Origin of the sequence: Pantoea pleuroti (assembly GCF_014156615.1) — a bacterium.
GTDB classification, from domain to species: Bacteria; Pseudomonadota; Gammaproteobacteria; order Enterobacterales; family Enterobacteriaceae; genus Pantoea; species Pantoea agglomerans.
Genome location: NZ_SBFD01000026.1, coordinates 1 through 829, shown reverse-complemented (window position 1 = coordinate 829; position 829 = coordinate 1). Strand labels below are relative to the sequence as shown.

Below are 829 nucleotides of genomic sequence, written 5' to 3'. Positions count from 1 at the left end.
TTTATTTATTGATGAAGGAGATAAATTAGTGAAGCCCAGCACACTGCAAACTTGTTCTGCTGATAACAAATAGTCATTATTTATCTCATTGCTTAGAGAGTTCCTGTAGATCTCAGATGTCTCTAAATATTGAGCCAGTTCTCTTCCGCTTTGTGATAACAGTTTTAATCTTGCTATAGCTTTTTTGGCAACAGGAACCATAGATGATGCAATCCACTTCACATCCCCCTCGTATCCTTTTGCTGAAAAAAACCTAATACCATACCTCTCTATACCATTACTGTTTTGTTCCCACACTTCACAGTCGGCTGGCAATGAGAGAATTTCACTTATTCTACTCGGTGCACACATCAGTAAAGTCAGGACTGAAGCAGTGAACATATCCCTTTTAGAGAGAGAGTTATCATCCTTTGCAAAGAATTTTGCGAGTTCAACTATGTATGAAATATCAGGCAATTTGTCATGTCCTGCAAGATTGTGATCATAGCTTTTAACTTCATAGATTGGCATTTTAAGAGGATTAAACCATTCCACATATCCTAAATCAGCTAAATTGTATTCCCTTAAGAACTTTTCAATTTCTTTGAGTTCTTTTCCTGCATTATATGCGGTTGTCTCAGAGTAAATATTAGTAAAAATCTCCACACATCTTTCGAAGATAAAGTTACTACAGTTATATATTTTAGCTGACTGAAATTCATTCAATAAAACTCCTTCCAATATTTTTAGCACATTCATTCTCTGGTTATAATCATTTCTTCTTCCATAAGAATGTAAGTGTTTAATATATGCTTTTGAAAATAACATAAAACCCGAATCCAGAGGCGAT

1 pseudogene is annotated in these 829 nt (G+C 34.6%); it reads right to left on the bottom strand.

From position 1 onward, the window contains the following. Positions 1-807: pseudogene (locus EPG66_RS22790) on the bottom strand (DNA-binding protein); the annotation flags it as partial. Positions 808-829 lie beyond the last annotated feature (22 nt).